Raw genomic sequence first — 16,085 nt, forward strand, 5'->3', positions numbered from 1 at the left:
ACGAAGTAGAATCAATGTCATGCACGTAGTCCAGAAAATTTAACCGGACAGCAGTGGGTCAAGCCCGAGGGCAGCAAAGTGCTTGTGTGGGCAACAAATATCGATCCAGGAAGGTCCAAAGTAAACCCTTCCCCATTGCCGCCTCCGGCCGGCCGGCTCAATAACTTGATATTCTGAGTCATATTTTTGCCACAACGAGGCATTTTCCCGTCATATTTTAAACATGACTCTAATTATCAGGTTAACTCTTCGAGCTCGCTGATCCCAAGAAGGCGCGGCCCCGATCGCCCTTAATGCCTGCAAGGCCATAGTTTTTTGTAAGGATCATCCATGTCTCGTTCACCGTGGAGAAGCGGGTGCATGACCGCGCTCGCACTCGTTCTCGGGGTCACCACCACACAGGCGCAGACTTTCGAAATTCTGTCCGATGCCGAAGAGACCGTGCTTCAGACGCTCATCGTGCAGGCCGCGTCGCGGGAACTGAAACAGGCGCTGGGCGTGTCCACGATCACCTCGGAGGATCTGGAACGCGTCCCGGTGGGCCGGGACCTGGCGGAGATCATCCGGACCATGCCGGGCGTCAATTTGACCGGCAACACCTCCTCGGGACAATACGGCCAGCAGCGCCAGATCGACCTGCGCGGCATGGGGCCGGAAAACACGCTGATCCTAATCGACGGCAAGCCGGTCCTGTCGCGCAATTCGGCTCGCATGGGCCGGCATGGCGAGCGCGACACCCGCGGCGATTCCAACTGGGTCCCGCCCGACCTGATCGAGCGGATCGAGGTCATCCGCGGTCCGGCGGCGGCCCGCTACGGGTCGGGGGCCGCGGGCGGCGTAGTCAACATCATCACCAAGCGGCCGACGCGGCAGATGACGACGGTATCGACCTATATGTCGGTGCCGGAAAGCGACAAGGAAGGGGGCACGCAGCGCGCCAGCATCACCATTGGCGGGCCGATCAACGACATCTTCTCCTATCGCCTGGCGGGCAATGTCAGCATGACCCAGCCCGACGCCATCGACATCAATGAGCAGGCAGCCGCCGATGCCGGCGCGGCGAACATCGTCGCGGGCCGGGAAGGCGTCGTGCAATACGACCTCAGCGGCCAGTGGAGCGCCCAGCTCAACGCCGACCACCGGCTGGACCTCGATCTCGCCTGGAGCCGCCAGGGCAACCGGTTCGTGGGCGGGCAGCCCAGCGGCGTCGTCGATCCCGGCGGCGCCGGCGTCATCGACCAGCTCGCCCAGGCCAATGCCGAAACCAGTTCCCTGCAGCGTTCGACCGTTTCGCTCACCCACCAGGGCATCTACGATTTCGGCGAATCCAGCAGCTATGTGCAGTGGGAGCATACCCAGAACCGCCGTGTCCGCGAGAACACCGCCACGGGCGGTGGCGAGGCGCAGTTCAACCGGCTCGACGAATATCGCACCAGCTATCTGGACAATCTCGCCGCCAAGACGGAATGGGACTTCCCCATATTCGCCCTCTGGAACCAGACGGTGACTTTGGGCGCGGAATATCGCGGCGAATTCCTGCAGGCGCCGATCGCCAATGAATCGATGAACGACGACACGCTCGACAGCGTCAACGCGCATCTGCTGGGCCTGTTCCTCGAGGACAATATCCTCGTCACCGACCAGTTGACCGTGACCCCGGGGCTGCGGGCCGACTTCCACAGCAATTTCGGCGCCAATCTCAGCCCCAGCCTCAACGCCTCCTACGCCCTGACCGACGAGATCACCGTCAAGGCCGGTATCGCGCGGGCGTTCAAGGCGCCAAATCTGTTCCAGCTCAGCCCGGACTATTATTACAACACCATGGGCATGGGCTGCCCGGCCTGGAACCCCGGCGGCCCCTGCCGGGTGGTGGGCAATCCCGATCTCGACCCGGAAATCTCGGTGAACAAGGAAATCGGCATCGCCTACGCCAATGCCGACGGCCTCGCCGCCAGCCTGACCTACTACCATAACGACTACGAGAACAAGATCACCTCGGGCGACGTGCTGGTGCGCATGGAGAACGGAGCCAAGATCTTCGCCTGGGAAAACAGCGGCCCGGCCGTCATCTCCGGCCTCGAGGGGAGTCTCACCATTCCCCTGCACGAAACGGTGAGCTGGACGACCAATTTCACCAAGGTGCTCCATTCCGAACGCGAGGCGATGGCGCGGCTGGCCGACGGCACCGACGCCCTCGTCAAGGTCCCGGTCTCGCTGGTGCCCGACTACACGATCAACACCTCCTTGCGCTGGGAGCCGATGGAAAGCCTCGGGCTCACGCTGTCGGCCACCCATTACGGCGAGATCAAGCCGTCGAACCGCACGGTTCTGGGCGCCGAGATCGCCGAGAACGACCAGATCGCGAAGGACCCTTATACGACGGCCAGCTTCTCGCTCGACTATCAGGTCAACGAGAACGTCAAGCTGGCCGCGGGCGTCAACAACCTGCTGAATACCCGGCAGTTCGCCACCTCCGGCACGACGGGCAACGCCAATACCTATAACGAGCCGGGCCGGTCCTATTATCTGTCGCTGACCGGGTCGTTCTGATCCCGATCGATGACGCCGCCTGTCCCGCACCCGCGGGGCAGGCCTTTTTTCGGGCGGCGCCGCCCCGAAAGGATGACACATGGCCCGGGCTCACGCCGGCTACCTGACCGAAACGCCCTATATCGCCCAGTTCTGGCGCGAGCATGCCCCGCTTTGGCTGGGCGCCACGCTCGCGGCCCTCGGCCGGTCCGCGCCGGCCCGGTCGGGAACGCGCTGGTGCGAGTTGGGATGCGGACCGGGCGTCGGCCTGCTCATCCATGCGGCGAGCAATCCCTCCATCGACTTTCACGGCGTCGACATCAATCCCGACCATATCGACGAGGCCCGCGATCTCGCCAGGGCGGCGGGAATCGGCAATGCCCAGTTCCACCTCGCCGATTTCAGTGCGGCCGGCGCGCTTCCGGACTTCGACTACATCATTTCGCAGGGCGTCTATTCCTGGGTCTCCCCGGAGGTCCGGGCCGCCATCCGCGCCTTCATGGGTCGCAAATTGCGGCCCGGCGGCGTGGCGCTGCTGCATTACCTGTCGACGCCCGGCGCTTCCGACCTCGTCGCCCTGCACGGGCTGTTCCGGGCGCTGCATCGCCAGCCCGGGGCCACGCTGGAAGGGGCCGTGGAACAGGGCCGCGCCATCATCGAGACCCTGCTGGCGAACAAGGCGGGATATTTCACCGCCCATCCGGCCGCCGCCTACAAAGCGCGCCAGCTCGCAACCGACGCCCTCAACTACGCCATCCACGATTATCTCAACGATTTCTACGCGCCGCAGCCGAGCGCCCGGGTGATGCAGGAGATGGGCGAGGTGGGCCTGCATTTCGCCGGCAGCGCCGTGCCGGAAAACAATATCGACGATTTCAGCGTCCCGCAGGGCCTGCGCGCCCTGTTCGCCCGGCAGGCCAGTCCGGAACTGCGCGAAACCGTCCGCGACCTCGCCGGCAACCAGTTTTCCCGCATGGACCTTTATCTGCGCGATGGCGCGCCCCTGTCGGCGGACCGCCATTTCGCCGCCCTGCACCGGCTGCGGTTCCGGGCGCTTCCCGGCCTGCCGCCGGAGGGAAGGGTGACGTTTTCCAGCCTGATCGGGCCGATCGAGGGCCCGGCGGACGTGTTCGGCCCGGTGCTGTCCCGACTGGCGCGGCAGGAAGCCGTTTCCTATGCCCAGATCGAGGCCCTGCCGGCGCTGGCCGGCAGCCCGGCACTGGCCAACCAGATCCTGCACTCCCTGATGGGCGCCGGGGCCATCCATCCCGAGGCCGATCCGATGCCCGCGCCCGATGCGGCGCGGCGGCTCAACGCGGTTCTGCTCGAGCGGCACCGGCAGGGCGGGTTCGTGCCGGCGCTCGCCGCCCCGGCGCTGGGCTCGGGCCTTTCCCTCGACAAGGCGCTGCTGGACGATCTGGCTGCCGGAAAGCCGGTCCCGGCGGCGGTCGCGCGGCTCCTGCCTGACCCGGCATGACCGGGACCGCTGCAGGTCAGTCGGAGGTCAGGGCAAGCGCGCGCCCAAGGGCATTGGCGATGCCGGACAGCGATGCGGAAAGGGTGATCGTCTCGCCGCTATCGGCCAGCTTGCCGATGAAATTGATGGCGTTGCCCCGGCGCAAAAGCTCCATCTCGGCCTGGCTGAACACGAGGTTCACATGGCATCCGTGCTCATAGCAGACCTGGAAAGGCCGGGCTTCGCCGACAAAGGCGGCATCGGCCTGGATTTTTATGCCTTCGGTCAGCAGCAGGCCGAACGGCAGCAGCAGCGTGCCCGTCGCCGCCCCGGCGCCGGACGGCTCGAGCTCGACGGACAGCAGGCGCTGGCCGTTCTGCTCGTCCGCCAGCGTCTGCGTCACCAGGCAGGTCCTCGCCTGCGCGACGAGGCCGCACAGCAGTTCCCAATCGCCATGCGCCTCCGTGATCGAACGTGCGCCGCCGGGAAAGGCGGCCGGCGCCGGGGCAGCGTCCTGGGCGAGCGCCGCCGAGATAAAGAGGAAGGGCAGCGCGGCGAGGGCGGCAAGGCGGGTGGGGGAAAGCGGGGACACGGGGGAATCCAATCATCTCGGTTGGCGAAAACTATAGTTGACTCCGATTATCATGTTTATTACTCGACACAAGGGCCTAAAAATCCTGGGCTTTCTCCAAGGCCCGCTGCCGGCGCCAGGCGCCCTTGCTATCCAGACAGAAAGTTGTTCCGCTATGGTCACAGGCACGCGTAATCCGAACCGCACATTGCAGGCGCTGCTCGGAGGCCTCGCGGTTGCGCAGGCCCTGGCCCTGCCCGCGCTCGCCCAGCAGGCGCCGGACGAGATTTTCGCGCCCGCGGCCACCGAGGCGGCGCCGGGAACGGGTTTGGGGACGGCTCCGGCCGGAAGTGTCGAACTGCCGATGATCGAGACCGGTCTGGGCGGGCATGACCTGTCGCCCTACGGCATGTTCATGGCCGCCGACTACGTGGTCAAGGCGGTGATGCTGGGCCTGCTGGCCGCCGCCGCCATCACCTGGATCGTCTGGATCGCCAAGAGCCTGCAACTGGCCGGCGCGCGCCGGCGGGCGGCACGCGCCCTGCGCGACGTGGTGCGGGCCCAAAGCCTTGCCGATGTCACCACCGCCATGACCCGGCGCCGCGGCATGGGCGTGCTGATGGTCAGGGCCGCCGCCGAGGAACTGGAGGCGTCGGACGATCTGGTGGGCAAGGTGGCGCCCGAGGGCATCAAGGACCGCGTGGCCTCGCGCCTGTCGCGGATCGAGGTGGCGGCGGGGCGCAAGATGTCGCAGGGCCTCGGCGTTCTGGCCTCCGTGGGGTCGGTCGCGCCGTTCGTGGGCCTGTTCGGCACCGTGTGGGGAATCATGAATGCGTTCATCGGCATCGCCGAATCGCAGACGACCAATCTGGCGGTGGTGGCGCCCGGCATCGCCGAGGCCCTGCTGGCGACGGCCTTCGGGCTCGTGGCCGCTATTCCCGCCGTGGTGATCTACAACGGCTTCGCCCGCTCGGTGACCGGCTATCGGCAATTGCTGGCCGACGTGTCGGCGGGTATCGAGCGCCTGGTCAGCCGCGATCTCGACAGGGCTTGCCTGCCGGCGGCTCCCTCCATGGCCCTGGCGGCGGAATAGCGCCATGGCCGGACGCACGAAGGACCTCCCGGGCGACGAGCTCGACGTCAATCACGACATCAACGTGACCCCGTTCATCGACGTCATGCTGGTGCTGCTGATCATCTTCATGGTGGCCGCGCCGCTTGCCACGGTGGACATCAATATCGACCTGCCCGTCTCCAACGCCACCCCCGCCCCGCGGCCCGACGAGCCGCTCTATCTGACGCTCAAGCAGGACCTGACCCTGGCGCTGGGCAATGACGTGGTGGGGCGGGACGATATTGCGGGGGCGCTCGACCGGTTCACCGGCGCCGACCGCGAGGCCCGGGTGTTCCTGCGCGCCGACCAGGCGGTGGCCTATGGCGAATTGATGGAAGTGATGAACCTGCTGCGGTCCTCCGGCTATGTCCGGATTGCCTTGGTGGGACTGGAATCGGCCAATGGAGTGAGCCTGCCGGCGAGCGGGGCCGGCCCGTCAGGGCCATGACGGCGCGCGCCGAAACATTCGTCTCCGAGGACCTGCTGCGGACCCGGTGGGGCGAGGTGGCGCTCTGGGGCGCGGCCAGCGCGATCGTGCTCGGCCTGGCCGGAGCCGGCTGGTGGGCCTATCAGAACCGTCCTCCCGAAGAGGCGACAGGCGGCCTGTCCGTCGCCGTGATGGTGGATTTCGCCGAGTTCGAGATGTCCCCCATCACCGAGGAACTGGAGGTTCCCGAGGGCGAATTGTCGGCCCCCGCCGAGGAAACGCCGGTTCCGGAGGCGGAGCCCGAGGAGGAGGAGCCGGAGCCCGAGCCGGAGGACGTCACTGAACCGCCGCCGGAACCAGAACCCGAACCAGAGCCCGAGCCAGAACCAGAGCCGGAGCCTGAACCCGAGCCAATCGTGGAGGAAGAACCCGTGATGGAGGTTCCCGAGGTGGCGGTGCCGGAGCCCGCCGTGGCCATGCCGATGGCCATGCCGCGCGAGATCGCCGAATTGCGGGAGCGCACGCCGCCCACCGCGACCCGGCAGCGCCGGGCTCCCCCGCCGCGCCAGCAGGCGTCCTCGGCCTCGGCGCCCCGGCCGGCCCAGCAGCAGGCGCCGCAGGCCGCCGCGCCGCAGCAGGCCGCCATCGATCAGCCCAGCGCGGCGACGGTCGAGCGCTGGCAGTCGAGCGTCCTGCGCCATCTGGCGCAGCGGCGCCAATATCCGCCCGGCGCGCAACAGCGCGGCGAGCAGGGCGTGGCGCAAATCCGCTTCACCGTGGATGTCGCCGGCCGCGTGCTCAGCGTCGCCCTGGCGCGCTCGAGCGGCTTTGCCGAACTGGATCAGGCGGCGATCGGCGTCGTCCAGCGCAGCTCGCCCATTCCCCGGCCGCCGGACGGCCTGCCGCCCTCGCGCCTGACGTTGGTGGTGCCGGTGGAATATACCAGGCGCTGAACATCCGCTCCCCGGCACGGCGGCCTAGGCATTGCCGATCAGGATGCCGGCGGCGAAGACCAGCGAGCCGCCCAGCACCACCTGCAGCACTGCCCGCCAGAACGGGGTTTGCATATAGCGCTGCTGGATGACGGCGATGGCCCACAACTCGATCAGCACCACCACCGCCGCTACACTGGTGGCGAAGGTGAAATCGGCAATGAGATAGGGCAGCGCATGGCCCAGCCCGCCCACCGCCGTCATGATGCCGGCGGCGAGGCCGCGCTTGAGCGGGGAGCCGCGGCCCGTCAGCCTGCCGTCGTCGGAGGCGGCCTCGGTGAAGCCCATGGAAATGCCCGCCCCCACGGCGGCGGCGAGGCCGACGAGAAAGGTCTGGTGGGTGTCGCCGGTGGCGAAGGCGGCGGCGAAGACCGGCGCCAGCGTCGAAACCGACCCGTCCATCAGCCCGGCGAGGCCCGGCTGCACATAGGTCAGCACGAACTGGCGGTGGGCGATCGCGCTTTCCGCCGCCCGCCCCTCGGCCCCCAGCACCGTCTCCTCGATCTGGCCGGCGCGCCGGGCGTGGTGCTGCTCGGCGGCCGCCAGATCGCCCAGCAACCGGCGGATACCGGCATCGGTCGCCCTTTCGGCCGCCGCCAGATAGAAGCGCCAGGCGGCCTCCTCCATCTCCCAGACCTGCTGGCGGGCCTGCTCCAGGGTCAGCGTCCTTTGCAGCCAGACCGGCTTGCGGACGAGAAAGCCGCGCACATGTTCGCGCCGGATCGGGGCCAGCCGCGTGCCGAACCGCGCCAGGTAAAGATCGAGCAGGCGCCGCCTGTGCTCGTCCTCCTCGGTCGCCATGGCCTCGAACAGTGCGGCGCTGCCCGGATAGGTCCCGCCCAGGCGCATGGCGAACTCGGAATAGATGCGCCCGTCCTCCTCCTCGGAGGCAATGGCGAGGGAGAGGATTTCCCGCTCGGAAAGGCTGGAGAAATCGCGGCGGCTAGCGGACCATAGGGACATCATGGCGGACCATAGTTTAGAATGATTCCAGATATTGTTTAGAATCATTCCAATCTTTGGGCAAGCGCCGGCATCGGTCTGCGACAATCTGCTTGCGGCGCGGTCCCGCCATGCGCTTGAGCGCGGCGCCGGGCCGGGTTATCGAGAAGGGGAGGAGACGGTGATGCACCAAGGCTGGCGGATCCTGGCGCGCGAGACCGGCATCGCCCTGGCGGTGCTGGCGGCCTATGTGCTCACCCTGCTGCTGCCGCTGCACCAGGCCGCGGGCCTGCAGCGCCATTTCGACGCGCTGGGATTTGCGGCGCTCGATAGCTGGTCGGTCTGCACGACGCTGAACCTTGACGGCGACGGTGACCAGCGCGAGGCGGCGGCCCTCTCCTGCCCGGCCACCGGCGTCGCCAAGCAGCAATTCGCTGCCCTGCCGCCGCCCACGCCATCCATCGTCAAGCCGCCTGCCGCCGCCTCCTTGCCGGTCGCGCGCGCCGTCCAGCCGGCCATCTCGCTGCTGCCCGACCATGTCGGCCAGTCCCGTGCCCCTCCGGCCGCGGTCTGAACCCATAGACCGGCAGCGCGCTGCCACCAGACCCGATTTTCCGACCGGAGACACCATGATGTTCCGTATTGCCACCCGCGCCCTTCTGGCCGCTTTCGCCCTCTCCGCCCTCGCTCTGGCGCCCGCAACGGCGCAGGACGCCGACCATGGCGGGCACGCCGACCATGCCGCCACCGCCGATATCGTTCTGGGCGATATCGTCATTTCCCGCCCATTCACCCGCGCCACCCTGCCCAACGCCCCGGTGGCGGGCGGCTTTCTCACGCTCGCCAATACGGGCGGCGCGGCCGACCGGCTGGTCGCAGTCGAGACCCCGCTCGCCAGGGAATCCCAGATCCATGAAATGGCCATGGAAGGCGAGGTGATGAAGATGCGCCAGCTCCCCGACGGGTTGCCCATCGGCCCGGGCGAAACCGTCGCGCTCGAGCCCGGCGGCTACCATCTCATGTTCATGGGCCTCACCAGCCCGCTGGTGGAGGGCGAGACCCTGGAGGTGACGCTGACCTTCGAAAAGGCGGGCACCGTCACCATCGAGCTGCCCATCGCCGGCACCGCCGCCGGCGCGCCCGACGACCACTCGGCCCACCACGGCCACTAGCCGTCCGGACATGCCCCCGGCGCCTGCCCGGGGCATGTTCCGGCAATGTCAGCCCGCGCCTTCCTCCAGCGCCTCCAGTCTTGCGGCCAGCTCCTGCACCGCCGCGACCAGCGGGGCGATGAACTGGTCGTAGCGCAGCGCCTGCATACTGTCGGCGTCGCCGGGGTCGCACAGCACGTGGCCGCCGAAATCGCGGGCGCCGCAGCGCATCACCGCCTCGGCCACCTGCTGGGCGACGAGCCCGTAATGGGTGCGGCCGTCGTCCTCGTTCCAGCGGAAGCGCACCGGCTCGAGGGCGCGGATGAAGGCGAGGCCGAGATCGGCGGGGGCGATGCCGGTCTTGCTGCGGGCGTCGGATGTCTGGATGGTGCCGGAGGCGGCCCAGATTGCGGCCCAGCGCGCGCCGCTGGCGCCCAATGTCAGGGCGTTATCGGTCCGGGGGCGCAAAACCCCGCCAATGCTGACGGCGCCGGATGCCGCTTCGATGGCGACGGCATCGGTCCAGGCGGTGCCGTCCGGGCTGACCTTGATGCGCCAGTCGGCATCGCCCATCAGCCCCATTTCGGCGCGGCCGGACCAGTTGGACTGGAACAGCAGGCTGGCCGTATCGGCGGCGGCGGCCTTGTTGATCTTGAGCTGATGGCCCTCGCCCTCATGGGTGAAGAGGCTGGCCGGCGCCGCCACCGCCAGCCGGTTGACGGCGTCGGCGCTGGCATTGACGCCCAGTTGCGGCAGGCCGGCTCCGGGCGCGGCGATTGTGACCCAGTCCGTGCCGGAAAACAGTTTCAGCGCCTCCGCCTGCCGGTCGTAGACCTGCCAGCCCGGGGCCGGGTCGAAAAAGCGCCAGGCGCCGTCCTGCCAGGCGGCGATCTCCCGGCCATGGCCGGCCCAGGCGCCGCCGGCGCCGGCAGGCACCAGCCAGGCCTCCCCGGCCAGCGGCGAGGCCGGCGGAACCGCCAGCGTCGCCGCCTCCACCACGGGCTGGACCAGCGTATCGAGCCGGCCGAGCGCCTCGTTATGGGTGATGTGCTTGAGTGCCTGCCCGGAAACGATATGGGGCAGGGAAAGGCGGGGTGTATTGTCCATGAACGGGCTCCAGATATTTCCGGAGCCAGTGTGCCGCGTCGCGCCCCGCCGGGGATTAGCGGCACAGATAGGGCTCAGCCCGGCGCCACCCGCGCGCGCCGGGTGAACAGGAAGGCGAGGACGAAGGCGGCGCTCAGCAGCAGCACGATGGTGGGGGCGGAGGCGCTGTCGATGAAGAAGCTGAGATAGACCCCGGCCAGGCTGCAGGCGACCGAAACGCTCAGGGCCACCAGCAGCATGACCCCGAAGCGTCGCGTCACCAGAAAGGCGATGGCTCCCGGGGCGATGAGCAGCGAGATCACCAGCACGATGCCCACCGCCTGCAGGGCCCCCACGATGGTGAGCGAGATCAGCGCCAGAAGGCCATAATGCAGCAGGGGCACATTGAGGCCGATGGCGCCGGCCTGCTGCGGATCGAAGATGAACAGCATCAGGTCGCGCCATTTGGCGGCGACCAGGGCCGCGACGACGACGGCGATCGTTCCCGAAGTGGCCAGGTCCGCCGCGCTCACCCCCAGCATGTTGCCGAACAGGATATGGTCCAGATGCACATCGGTCTCGATGGCGGTGTAGAGCACGATGCCGAGCCCGAACAGGCCGGCAAAGACCACGCCCATCACCGTATCTTCCTTGATGCGGCTGTTCTGCTTGAGAAAGCCCACCGAAAGCGCGCAGACCATGCCGGCGGCGAAGGCGCCCAGCCCCAGCGGCAGGCCGGCCATATAGGCCAGCACCACGCCGGGCAGCACCGCATGGGAGATGGCATCGCCCATCAGCGACCAGCCCTTGAGCACGAGAAAGCACGAGAGCAGCGCCGTGGGCACCGCCACCAGCGCGGCGATGATCAGGGCCTCCACCATGAAGGGGAACTGGAAGGGCAGCAGCAGCGTCTCCAGCGGCCCCATCACGCGGTCTCCCGGGCGATGCGGCGGCGGGCGGCGAGCCAGCCATGCTTGGGGGCGAAGACGAAGGCGGCGAGGAACACCAGCGTTTGCAGCACCACGATGACCCCGCCGGTGGCGCCGTCGAGGAAATAGCTCAGATACGCCCCCGCCAGCGAGGACAGCACGCCCACGGCGATGGCGATGAGGATGAGGCGCGCGAAGCGGTCGGCCAGCAGATAGGCGGTGGCGCCCGGCGTGACCACCATGGCGATGACGAGGAAGGCGCCCACGGTCTGCATGGCGGCGACGGTGGCCGCGCTCAGCAGCGTGAAGAAGATGGCCTTGAGCCAGGTGGTGCGCAGGCCGATGGAGCGGGCATGGCTCTCGTCGAAAAAGGTGACCATGAGGTCCTTCCAGATCACCGCCATGACCAGCAGGGTCACGCCCGAGATGACCACCAGTTGCAGCGTGTCCCCGGGGGTGATGGCCAGGATATTGCCCAGCACGATGGTCTGGATGTCGATGGGGGTGGGCGAGAGCGACACCATGAACAGCCCCAGCCCGAAAAAGCCGGTGAAGATCAGCCCGATCACCGCGTCCTCGCGCAATCTGGTGCGCTGGGAGAGGAACAGCATGGCTCCCGCCGCCAGCCCGCCCGAGAGGAAGGCGCCGAGCGAAAAGGGCAGGCCCAGCATATAGGCGCCGGCCACGCCCGGCACGATGGAATGGGAGAGCGCATCGCCGATCAGCGACCAGCCCTTGAGCATGAGATAGGCCGACAGGAAGGCGCACACGCCCCCCACCAGCGCCGAAACCCACATGGCATTGACCATATAGTGGTAGGAAAAGGGCTCGAGCAGCAGGTCGATCATTTTTCCCCGCTCGATTGCTGATGGGCCTCGCGGCCCTTTTCCCCGTAAAGCACCAGCGGCCGCTCGTCGTCGGTCAGCACGGCAAGATGGCGCGTGTCGTCGTCCGCATGCAGGCCCGGGCCGGACAGCACGAAATGGCGCAGCACGCCCCCGAAGGTTTCCTCCAGCTTTTCGCGGGTGAAGACTTCTGCGGTCGGTCCATGGGCCAGCACCGTGCCCTTGACCAGCACGGTGCGGTCGCAGAATTCGGGCACCGAGCCCAGATTGTGGGTGGAGACCAGGATCACCTTGCCCTCGTCGCGCAGGTCCCGCAGCAGGGCGACTATGGCGTCCTCGGTCTTGACGTCGACGCCGGTGAAGGGTTCGTCGAGCAGGATCAGCTCGCCCTCCTGCGCCAGGGCGCGGGCGAGGAAGACGCGCTTTTTCTGCCCGCCGGAAAGCTCCCCGATCTGGCGGCGGGCAAAGCCGGTCATGCCGACGCGCGCCAGGGCGGCGGCGACCTTTTCATGGTCGACGGGCCGGGGGATGCGGAACAGGTTCATATGGCCGAACCGGCCCATCATCACCACGTCCTCGACCAGCACCGGGAAGTTCCAGTCCACCTCCTCGGATTGGGGCACATAGGCGACCTGGTTGCGCCGCTGCGCCCGGCGTCCCTCCTCCCCCAATATGGCGATGGAGCCGCCAGCCAGCGGCACGAAGCCCATGATCGCCTTGAAAATGGTGGATTTGCCCGCACCATTGACGCCCACCAGCGCCGTGATCGAGCCGCGCGGGCTCGAGAAGCTGGCATGGCGCAGCGCCGTCGTGCCGTTGCGATAGGCGACGGTGATGTCGTTGACGGCGATGCCCTGGTCGGATCGGTTCACTCTGTCAATCCTGCCACGATGGTGCTGGTGGTGACCTCGAGAAGGTCGAGATAGGTTGGCACGGGACCGTCCGCTTCGGAAAGCGAATCCACATAAAGCACCCCGCCATATTTGATGCCGGTCTCGCGCGCCACCTGTTCGGCCGGCCGCGAGGAGATGGTGGATTCGGAAAAGATCACCGGAATATGGTGCTCGCGCACCGCGTCGATCACCATGCGCACCTGGCGGGGCGTGCCCTGCTGGTCGGCATTGATGGGCCAGAGATAAAGTTCGTTGAGCCCGAAATCGCGCGCCAGATAGGAAAAGGCGCCCTCCGAGGTCACCAGCCAGCGCCGTTCTTCAGGGATTTCGGCCAGCGCCTGCCTCATGGGTTCGGCCGCCTCGGTGATCCGTGCCGCATAGGCGGCGGCATTGGCGGCGTAGATCTGGGCATTGGCCGGATCGACTGTGGCGAAGGCCTTGCGGATATTCTCGACATAGACCAGCGCATCTTTGGGCGACATCCAGGCATGGGGATTGGGCTTGCCCTCATAGGGGCCGGCGCCGATGCCGATGGGCTCGATGCCCTCGGTCAGGACGGCGCTGGGCACGTCGGGCAGATTGTCGAGGAAGCGGGCGAACCACTGCTCGAGATTAAGCCCGTTCCACAGGATCAGGTCGGCATCCTGCGCGCCCACCAGATCGCCCGGCGTGGGCTGATAATTATGAATCTCGGCGCCCGGCTTGGTGATGGAGATCACCTCGGCGGCATCCCCCGCCACATTACGCGCCATGTCGGCCAGGATGGTGAAACTGGTCACCGCCTTGATGCGCTCCTGCGCGGCGGCGGGCAGCGAAAGCGCGAGCGGGGCGGACAGCAGCAGGGCGGTAAAAAGGCGGCGGCGCATGCGAAAACTCCACGGAATGGCTATGCGAGAGATAGTGCAATTGAAAATCATTTGCAAGTAGGAAGTGAGGAACCCCTGCTCCCGGGGCTGTCTCGGAGTTGACGCCGCTGGCGTGCCATGGAAAAGCGAAGTCGAACGGCCCGCCGGGGCCCCGGCCCAGACGCGGAGAACCGCCCCATGGCGATGCATATTGCCCTGACCTTCGACGACAATTTCTGGGCCCCGGCCTATGCCACCATGCGCTCGGTGTGCCTGTTCACCCATCGGCGCCAGGACCTGGTCTTCCATCTCTGCCACCGCACCCTGTCCGATACGCACCGGGCCGATCTCGAACGGATCGGCGAGGAATTCCCGGTCGAATTGCGCTGGTACGATCTCGACCGCTCCGAGATGTTCCGCGACATCGCCGCGCGCATGCCCGAGAACAAGCGGCTCTCCAACATCGTCTATGCGCGGCTGATGATCGACCGCCTGGTCGGCCCGGAGGTCGAGCGCATCCTTTATCTCGACTGCGATATGCTGGTGCGCGACGATGTCGGTCACCTCTTCGATCTCGGTCTCGATGGCAATTCCATTGCCGCGGTGCGCGATACGATCGGCGCCTTCATCACCGGCGGGCGCGACCTTAAAAACAATCGCGACCTGTTCGACCCGGCCGACTATTATTTCAATGCCGGCCTGGTGCTGATCGACATCGCCGCATGGCGCGAGGCCGACATCATCGGGCGCATGGAAGCGGCCTATGCCAGCGGCGTCATGCAGCGCATCTATTACGACCAGGACCTGCTCAACCTGATCTTCAAGGACAAATGGCTGAAACTGCCCTGGCGCTGGAACGTCATCGACGCCCGCCACGCCCATGAGGGGCTCGATCCGGCCATCCTGCACTATACCGGCGAGAACAAGCCCTGGGGCATCTTCTCGGGCATGCTGCAATCGGTGGCCTATGCGCGGCTCTACCGCCACGTCATGACCAACGAGCTTTTCTACCGCTTCGCCCGCCACCGCTGGAAACGCTGGTGGAAGAGGAAACTCGGTTTGGGGCGCTGAACCCCCGGCGGCTCCCAAACCCACCCCTCCCCAACCCTCCCCTCAAGGGCAGGGCAATCGCATATGGAAAAATCTGTGAGGCCGGTCCCTTCGCCTCCCTCCCCCTTGAGGGCTTCGAACTGTCCCGTAGGGTCAATCGCTCCGGTGGAGCGATTGAAGGTGAGAAGGCCATGAGAGCTATGCTCGAATGGCTGGGCCAGGGCGGTTCGGGATTGTCCGGGAGTCCGATCAATTCATCGAGAAAATCGACGGCGCGGAACCCCCACCCTTAACCCCGCCCCTCAAGGGGGAGGGGGAACACGACAGCGGCCATTGCGCCGTCAGGCTCATATGCAATTCCCCTGCACCCCAAGGGGGAGCGGGGGCTGGTCGCCGCTTCCGTCAAAACCTGAAAGCCTCAATCCACCGAGGCGGGGTCCAGTCCCTCGGCCGCGCACAGGGCGGCGAGGGCGCTGCCGGGCTCGGGCAGGGGCATGGCGGCGCGGCCGCGATCGGTGAGCTGGCTGCGCCAGAGATGGATGGCGCGCGTTTCGGGGCGGATGGCACCTTTGAGGCTCGAGCCGGATCGCATCAAACCGGGAATGCCCTCATAGGGCACAGGGTAGAAGCTCGCCGCCGGCAGCACCCGGCCGGCCAGGCCCAGCCGCGTCACGTAATGGGTGAGCGCCATGGGGCCGGTGGCGCCATATTGCATGTGCTCGGCGCTGACCCGGTCGCCGAAAAGCCGGCGGATGGCCACTTCGTAGCGGCGCAGGGGCGGCAGGTGCGGCTCGAAAAGCGGCCGTCTCTGCTCGGTGAAAATGGCTAGTAGATGCTCGAGCAGCGGCGTTCCGGCGGGGATGTGCAGCACGGCGCCATTGACCGAGCCGGGCCGTTCCCAGGCCATGAGATAGTCCGGCGGGCCCTCTATGGGCCGCAGGCAATAGACGTCCAGATCGGCATAGACGCCCAGGCCCGCCGCCAGCGCCGCATAGCGGAAATGGTCGGAGAACACGCCCGGCGTGCCCTTGCCCTTGTAAAAGACCAGCTTCTCGCGCGGCAGCACCTGGCCGGCGTCGCGCCACTGCGCGCCCGCCGGCAGCGTGGCGATGGGCTCGTAGGAATAGACGGTGACCGGGTGGCCGCGGCGCCGGAAGGAGGTGATGGAAAGCCTTTCCAGCCAGCTCATCGGGCCATGCCAGAAGCTGACGATGGGGGGCAGGGTCATTGCGGCAGGAGCCTTTGCTGGAGCGTC

Annotated in this window: 16 protein-coding genes; 8 read left to right on the plus strand and 8 right to left on the minus strand. The window is 67.2% G+C overall.

The annotated features are described in order from the left end of the window. Positions 1-360: 360 nt before the first annotated feature. Both ACFOOL_RS10780 and ACFOOL_RS10785 read left to right on the plus strand, forming a co-directional pair. Positions 361-2,550 (plus strand): FepA family TonB-dependent siderophore receptor, encoded by a 2,190-nt coding sequence (locus ACFOOL_RS10780; RefSeq protein WP_380097009.1) that lies wholly within the window; start codon positions 361-363, stop codon positions 2,548-2,550. Positions 2,551-2,629: 79 nt separating this feature from the next. After that, complete coding sequence (locus ACFOOL_RS10785; protein ID WP_380097011.1) at positions 2,630-4,006, plus strand: methyltransferase regulatory domain-containing protein; 1,377 nt, start codon at positions 2,630-2,632, stop codon at positions 4,004-4,006. A gap of 16 nt (positions 4,007-4,022) precedes the next feature. On the opposite strand, the gene ACFOOL_RS10790 is transcribed toward ACFOOL_RS10785, so the two are convergent. After that, entirely contained in the window at positions 4,023-4,577 is a 555-nt protein-coding gene (locus tag ACFOOL_RS10790) for an invasion associated locus B family protein (RefSeq protein ID WP_380097013.1), read from the minus strand. Positions 4,578-4,731: 154 nt separating this feature from the next. On the opposite strand from ACFOOL_RS10790, the gene exbB reads away from it, so the two are divergent. The 3 genes from exbB to ACFOOL_RS10805 are packed head-to-tail and all read left to right on the plus strand — an operon-like array spanning position 4,732 to position 7,050. Continuing rightward, complete coding sequence (exbB, locus tag ACFOOL_RS10795; protein WP_380097014.1) at positions 4,732-5,649, plus strand: tonB-system energizer ExbB; 918 nt, start codon at positions 4,732-4,734, stop codon at positions 5,647-5,649. 4 nt (positions 5,650-5,653) lie between these two features. Then, positions 5,654-6,118 (plus strand): TonB system transport protein ExbD, encoded by a 465-nt coding sequence (gene exbD / locus ACFOOL_RS10800; RefSeq protein ID WP_380097015.1) that lies wholly within the window; start codon positions 5,654-5,656, stop codon positions 6,116-6,118. Next, positions 6,115-7,050 (plus strand): energy transducer TonB, encoded by a 936-nt coding sequence (locus ACFOOL_RS10805; RefSeq protein WP_380097016.1) that lies wholly within the window; start codon positions 6,115-6,117, stop codon positions 7,048-7,050. Before exbD ends, ACFOOL_RS10805 begins: the two co-directional genes overlap by 4 nt. Before the next feature lie 24 nt (positions 7,051-7,074). Here ACFOOL_RS10805 and mbfA read toward each other — a convergent pair whose 3' ends face one another. Continuing rightward, positions 7,075-8,055, minus strand: coding sequence for an iron exporter MbfA (gene mbfA / locus ACFOOL_RS10810; RefSeq protein ID WP_380097017.1), 981 nt, complete (start codon positions 8,053-8,055; stop codon positions 7,075-7,077). 160 nt (positions 8,056-8,215) lie between these two features. Here mbfA and ACFOOL_RS10815 point away from each other — a divergent pair, with 160 nt between their 5' ends. Both ACFOOL_RS10815 and ACFOOL_RS10820 read left to right on the plus strand, forming a co-directional pair. Continuing rightward, the gene (locus ACFOOL_RS10815; RefSeq protein WP_380097018.1) at positions 8,216-8,605 is read left to right on the plus strand and encodes a hypothetical protein; all 390 of its coding nucleotides are present in this window, start codon (positions 8,216-8,218) and stop codon (positions 8,603-8,605) included. Between the two features lie 55 nt (positions 8,606-8,660). After that, a complete protein-coding gene (locus tag ACFOOL_RS10820) occupies positions 8,661-9,203 on the plus strand; it encodes a copper chaperone PCu(A)C (RefSeq protein ID WP_380097019.1) in 543 nt (180 codons plus the stop codon). A gap of 48 nt (positions 9,204-9,251) precedes the next feature. Here ACFOOL_RS10820 and ACFOOL_RS10825 read toward each other — a convergent pair whose 3' ends face one another. The 5 genes from ACFOOL_RS10825 to ACFOOL_RS10845 all read right to left on the minus strand — a co-directional run bounded on the left by ACFOOL_RS10825 (position 9,252) and on the right by ACFOOL_RS10845 (position 13,801). Then, positions 9,252-10,289, minus strand: coding sequence for a DUF2793 domain-containing protein (locus ACFOOL_RS10825; protein ID WP_380097020.1), 1,038 nt, complete (start codon positions 10,287-10,289; stop codon positions 9,252-9,254). A 74-nt stretch (positions 10,290-10,363) separates the two neighbouring features. Beyond that, complete coding sequence (locus ACFOOL_RS10830) at positions 10,364-11,194, minus strand: metal ABC transporter permease (RefSeq protein WP_380097064.1); 831 nt, start codon at positions 11,192-11,194, stop codon at positions 10,364-10,366. Beyond that, positions 11,194-12,045: a metal ABC transporter permease gene (locus ACFOOL_RS10835; RefSeq protein WP_380097021.1), complete on the minus strand. Its 852-nt coding sequence runs from the start codon at positions 12,043-12,045 to the stop codon at positions 11,194-11,196. Before ACFOOL_RS10835 ends, ACFOOL_RS10830 begins: the two co-directional genes overlap by 1 nt. Continuing rightward, the gene (locus ACFOOL_RS10840) at positions 12,042-12,914 is read right to left on the minus strand and encodes a manganese/iron ABC transporter ATP-binding protein (RefSeq protein WP_380097022.1); all 873 of its coding nucleotides are present in this window, start codon (positions 12,912-12,914) and stop codon (positions 12,042-12,044) included. Before ACFOOL_RS10840 ends, ACFOOL_RS10835 begins: the two co-directional genes overlap by 4 nt. Further along, on the minus strand, positions 12,911-13,801 hold the full coding sequence (locus tag ACFOOL_RS10845) for a metal ABC transporter substrate-binding protein (protein ID WP_380097023.1): 891 nt from the start codon (positions 13,799-13,801) through the stop codon (positions 12,911-12,913). Before ACFOOL_RS10845 ends, ACFOOL_RS10840 begins: the two co-directional genes overlap by 4 nt. A gap of 177 nt (positions 13,802-13,978) precedes the next feature. Between ACFOOL_RS10845 and ACFOOL_RS10850 the strand changes: the two genes are divergently transcribed. Further along, complete coding sequence (locus ACFOOL_RS10850; protein ID WP_380097024.1) at positions 13,979-14,851, plus strand: glycosyltransferase family 8 protein; 873 nt, start codon at positions 13,979-13,981, stop codon at positions 14,849-14,851. Positions 14,852-15,248: 397 nt separating this feature from the next. Here the strand turns inward: ACFOOL_RS10850 and ACFOOL_RS10855 are convergent, their stop codons facing one another. After that, positions 15,249-16,058, minus strand: a complete 810-nt coding sequence (locus ACFOOL_RS10855) for a hypothetical protein (RefSeq protein ID WP_380097025.1) — start codon at positions 16,056-16,058, stop codon at positions 15,249-15,251. Positions 16,059-16,085: the final 27 nt, after the last annotated feature.

It is taken from the genome of Devosia honganensis, from assembly GCF_042648785.1.
Lineage (GTDB): Bacteria > Pseudomonadota > Alphaproteobacteria > Rhizobiales > Devosiaceae > Devosia > Devosia honganensis.

Excerpts from the sequence above, each read along its gene's own strand:
- ACFOOL_RS10780 (WP_380097009.1), top strand. The coding sequence starts at position 361 with ATGACCGCGCTCGCACTCGTTCTCGGGGTCACCACCACACAGGCGCAG.
- ACFOOL_RS10785 (WP_380097011.1), top strand. The coding sequence starts at position 2,630 with ATGGCCCGGGCTCACGCCGGCTACCTGACCGAAACGCCCTATATCGCC.
- exbB (WP_380097014.1), top strand. The coding sequence starts at position 4,732 with ATGGTCACAGGCACGCGTAATCCGAACCGCACATTGCAGGCGCTGCTC.
- exbD (WP_380097015.1), top strand. The coding sequence starts at position 5,654 with ATGGCCGGACGCACGAAGGACCTCCCGGGCGACGAGCTCGACGTCAAT.
- ACFOOL_RS10805 (WP_380097016.1), top strand. The coding sequence starts at position 6,115 with ATGACGGCGCGCGCCGAAACATTCGTCTCCGAGGACCTGCTGCGGACC.
- mbfA (WP_380097017.1), bottom strand. The coding sequence starts at position 8,055 with ATGATGTCCCTATGGTCCGCTAGCCGCCGCGATTTCTCCAGCCTTTCC.
- ACFOOL_RS10815 (WP_380097018.1), top strand. The coding sequence starts at position 8,216 with ATGCACCAAGGCTGGCGGATCCTGGCGCGCGAGACCGGCATCGCCCTG.
- ACFOOL_RS10820 (WP_380097019.1), top strand. The coding sequence starts at position 8,661 with ATGATGTTCCGTATTGCCACCCGCGCCCTTCTGGCCGCTTTCGCCCTC.
- ACFOOL_RS10825 (WP_380097020.1), bottom strand. The coding sequence starts at position 10,289 with ATGGACAATACACCCCGCCTTTCCCTGCCCCATATCGTTTCCGGGCAG.
- ACFOOL_RS10830 (WP_380097064.1), bottom strand. The coding sequence starts at position 11,194 with ATGGGGCCGCTGGAGACGCTGCTGCTGCCCTTCCAGTTCCCCTTCATG.
- ACFOOL_RS10835 (WP_380097021.1), bottom strand. The coding sequence starts at position 12,045 with ATGATCGACCTGCTGCTCGAGCCCTTTTCCTACCACTATATGGTCAAT.
- ACFOOL_RS10845 (WP_380097023.1), bottom strand. The coding sequence starts at position 13,801 with ATGCGCCGCCGCCTTTTTACCGCCCTGCTGCTGTCCGCCCCGCTCGCG.
- ACFOOL_RS10850 (WP_380097024.1), top strand. The coding sequence starts at position 13,979 with ATGGCGATGCATATTGCCCTGACCTTCGACGACAATTTCTGGGCCCCG.
- ACFOOL_RS10855 (WP_380097025.1), bottom strand. The coding sequence starts at position 16,058 with ATGACCCTGCCCCCCATCGTCAGCTTCTGGCATGGCCCGATGAGCTGG.